4 protein-coding genes are annotated in these 3,452 nt (G+C 56.3%); 1 reads left to right on the top strand and 3 read right to left on the bottom strand.

Features of this window, described 5'->3' with window-relative positions; genetic code table 11:
* A partial coding sequence (locus AC0L3K_RS40380; protein ID WP_473368181.1) for a hypothetical protein occupies window positions 1–269 on the top strand: 269 nt, incomplete at its 5' end.
* Window positions 270–316: 47 nt separating this feature from the next.
* Here the strand turns inward: AC0L3K_RS40380 and AC0L3K_RS40385 are convergent.
* The 3 genes from AC0L3K_RS40385 to AC0L3K_RS40395 all read right to left on the bottom strand — a co-directional run.
* Complete coding sequence (locus AC0L3K_RS40385) at window positions 317–508, bottom strand: hypothetical protein (protein WP_009859246.1); 192 nt, start codon at window positions 506–508, stop codon at window positions 317–319.
* Between the two features lie 191 nt (window positions 509–699).
* A complete protein-coding gene (locus tag AC0L3K_RS40390; protein WP_473368182.1) occupies window positions 700–2,313 on the bottom strand; it encodes an NAD(P)-binding domain-containing protein in 1,614 nt (537 codons plus the stop codon).
* A gap of 617 nt (window positions 2,314–2,930) precedes the next feature.
* Window positions 2,931–3,452, bottom strand: a 522-nt coding sequence (locus AC0L3K_RS40395) for an HD-GYP domain-containing protein (RefSeq protein WP_473368183.1), incomplete at its 5' end; no start/stop codon positions are given.

Raw genomic sequence — 3,452 nt, forward strand, 5'->3', positions numbered from 1 at the left:
CGCATGGCGGCCTAACCCCGGCAGAGGCTCCACTTATCGACGCGGAGATTCTGTTCAGACAACCGGGACCAGCTCTTGCCTCGATCTGCCTCGCGCGGCATTGGTGTAACGAAGGCAGATATTTCGAAGCTACATCCCTCGCAAAACCAATATACTCTTGGTTTACCGACGGTCGGGATATGCCCGATCTGGAAGATGCCAGGAATCTCGTGGACGAATTAAGCTCAATTTCAGCACCGAAAGAGAAGCCAGATCACGGCAAATGCTAGCCAACGCCGCCCAACATCATGGCCGGCGCAAATTGATTAGCGCCCGATCAACGCCTGCCCTTCGACTGCTTTCGAGACTTCCGACCCGTTCGTTCAAGCTTGCTAAGGGCGCTCTCGACATCCTTGATCGCCTTTTTGAGCTGATCCTCACGCTTCCCGAGAATGGTTTTGAGTTCTCTCCGCTGCTTGGCGGTCAATGTAGTAAAATCGATCACTTTCGTAAATGCGATGAAGGCCATTGCTAACCTCACGATGATGGTGGTCGTCAGGCGGTGATCACTACGTGCAAGGCAACAAACTACAATATTCTCCAATACGACCTTTAGTCAAACGGCATTCCACAATACTCAATTGGCTTTCTGTCCACCGAGCATCCGTCGAGCGTAGAATAGATCGTCGCGTCGCACCTCGCGAGCATAAAGTCGCTATGTCACCTCCCCTTTTTCTTCTTGAGCTGCGTCGTTCGCGGCGGGCGCTTCGTTGGGGCAGGTCGGGCGGACTTTGCAGCCGGAGATTCGTGCTGTGGCGTTGATCGTAGCAACAAGCCACGCAGCGTGGCAAACTGGTGCTGATCCAGCTGATTGGCGAAGCTGTCGAAATTCGCAGCGTCACTGCCAAGCTGGCTCAGCCAAACAAACGCATTGTCCAAGGTCCGCAGCTCAGGCGTCTGATATGACAGCAGATCGCGGTAATAATTGGCCGAGTCGTCGCAAAACAGATCACGCGCGATTCCGTTTACCAGCCGCCGCACTCCATACTTTATACCCGTGATGGCCGCTCCTGATATGCCGTGGCTCAGAAACGCTCCGAACGTGAAGTTGTGTATTCCTCTAAGGAACGGAGCGGCGCCGCGGTGCCGCTCCGTGAATTCAAAGGTGTCACCCAAATAGGGATAGCGTGCGAGTGACTCGCTTTCCTCGCCCGATGGAGGCGTGAAGCGGTCGCGCCAAAGGGCTATTTGTTCAAAAAATAGGGCGAGCTCGGGACGCGCTGAGAGATCCGGTTCGACACCGCTCGCAAAAATCATGAAGTCGAATTCGAATCTGCGATTCCTGCTTCGAACCCTTGCAGTACCGCAAGCTTCGTCGATGGAAGTCCATGCGCAGTCGGGGTGCCAGGCGAAATTCTCAAACTCGCGGCATCGCCAATAAGCGTCTTGTGTGGGGGGGACCGGAAGCTCGTCAAGAATGTGGCGCATGAACCGCCAGCGGTCCAGGTCCGTCAGCTCACCGAAGTGGCCCAACATACCGGCAAAATTCATCCAAGTGAGTGGGTTGACCCGCGGCATCTCCGAACGGCGGAAGCAAAGGTCTACTCGCGCCGCGCCCGCCTCAAGCGCGAGAGCTGCGTTGTCAAAGGCCGATGCCCCGGCACCAAGGACGCCAATGCGTTTTCCCGTAAGCTTGCGAAAATCGATATCATCGGCCGAATGTGCATAAAGATCTTCCGACAAATCAGCGACCAGAAACTTAGGAGCGGCCCACCTGCCACTTCCCTCAAAGCCTGTCGCAAGAATGATCTTTCTTGCATATACCCGCTCAATCCCTTCGGAACGACGAAGATGGGCAAGGAAGATACCATCCGCCGGTTCAATCAAGATTAGTTCGACCTCGTTCTCAACCGGGAGATCCAGAACGTCTCGGTACCAATCCAGATAAGAACGCCATACCTCCTGAGGGAGGGTATCTATGCGACCCCATGCTCGCCGCCCAAATTTTTCCTCGTACCAGGCCCGTACCGTTAGACTCGGGACGCCGAAATCAATTCCAGTCACCTTCTTCGGCGTGCGCAACCGTTCCATCCGAGCGAAACTGCGCCAAGGTCCTTCGAAACCGCGTGGGCGGCGATCGATGATCCTGAAGTTTGTTATGCGCTCAAGCCTCAAACCGAACGCGATTCCCAGTCCGCTCTGTCCAGCGCCGACAATCAGCACGTCCAGAACCGGTACTCCGTCTACAAATCGCGGGACTGTCCACTCCCGAGCCGGATAGTCCAAATAAGTCAGCTCGCGTCGAACGCGCTTCGTGAGTTGGGACACGCTCATGGGACGTTCCTGCCGATGCGCTCTTGTAGACGTGATGTTTGCATGCTTGCAGTTCGGCTTAGTTCTGTCCCTTTATAACAGGTCCGAGTGCAGAAAATCGACCGCCCGACTGCCATTGGGTTTTGCACGCACCGATTTTGGCCCGCTACACAGCGGACTACTTCTTCTGCGGTCACTCAATGCTGGTCCACGTGACATCGAGCCATCATTTGCCTCCGATCGTGAGACACGCAACATCGACATTCACCGCGCGTATCCGTGACGATCCGATCGTTAACGGACCGAAAGACTCAGGCTAGCTCGCCAGCAGGTAGCCCCCGAGCGGCGAGCTTAGTTGCGGTCCTGACGAGGTCCCTGCCCGCCAATCGACATAGTGCCGAATTGCACGGGTCCATTCATAGCTCGTCACCGTAGCTTTTTGCGCGAGCTCCGCCCGGATCGTCAAAACTTGCAATGAGTTCAACGTTTTGGCTAGCGTTGAGCTCCGGGAACGGACATCATCGGCGCCGGTCAGGATGTCCAAGATGGGCCCAGAAGCCGAAGTGCATGGAAATAAGACCGCCTCCGATCAGCCTTGAGTGAGACGTGGAATATTCCTGCATAGGCTCGAGCAGAATTCATCTGCTAAGCGCGACATCCTTGAAAGAGGCGACTAGCGCCCTCTCCAGCTTTCCCCTGATGCCGCAGAGAATCTCGTACGCCGCCGCGCGTGGCATTGTCGGTTTGTACGGCCGGTGTTCGATCAGCGCCGCAAAGATATCCGAAATGGTCAGAATGCGCACGATGTCGGTGATGTTCTCGGCGCAGAGGCCGTCAGGATAGCCGCTGCCATCGAGATATTCGTGATGATGCCGGACCGCATCGAGGACTTCGGGTGAGATGTCCACGTGCCCTTTCAGCACATCGTAACCCACCGCCGGGTGGGTTTCGACCAACGTTCGCTCCTCGTCGTCGAGGCGTCCTGGCTTGTCCAGGATCGCCAAGGGCACCCTCGCCTTTCCTATGTCGTGGAACATGGCAGCAGTGGAGAGCCGTTCAAGGTCACTTTTACGGAAACCGAGGCTGAGGCCGAAATCGACCGCGACGCCGGTCACGAGCAGGCAGTGCTGGAACGTTCCCTCGTGATGGCGCCGCACCGT

The organism is Bradyrhizobium sp. MI1.10 (assembly GCF_055811035.1).

Coding starts and splice junctions, on each gene's coding strand:
- AC0L3K_RS40390 (WP_473368182.1), bottom strand. CDS start 2,313: ATGAGCGTGTCCCAACTCACGAAGCGCGTTCGACGCGAGCTGACTTAT.
- AC0L3K_RS40385 (WP_009859246.1), bottom strand. CDS start 508: ATGGCCTTCATCGCATTTACGAAAGTGATCGATTTTACTACATTGACC.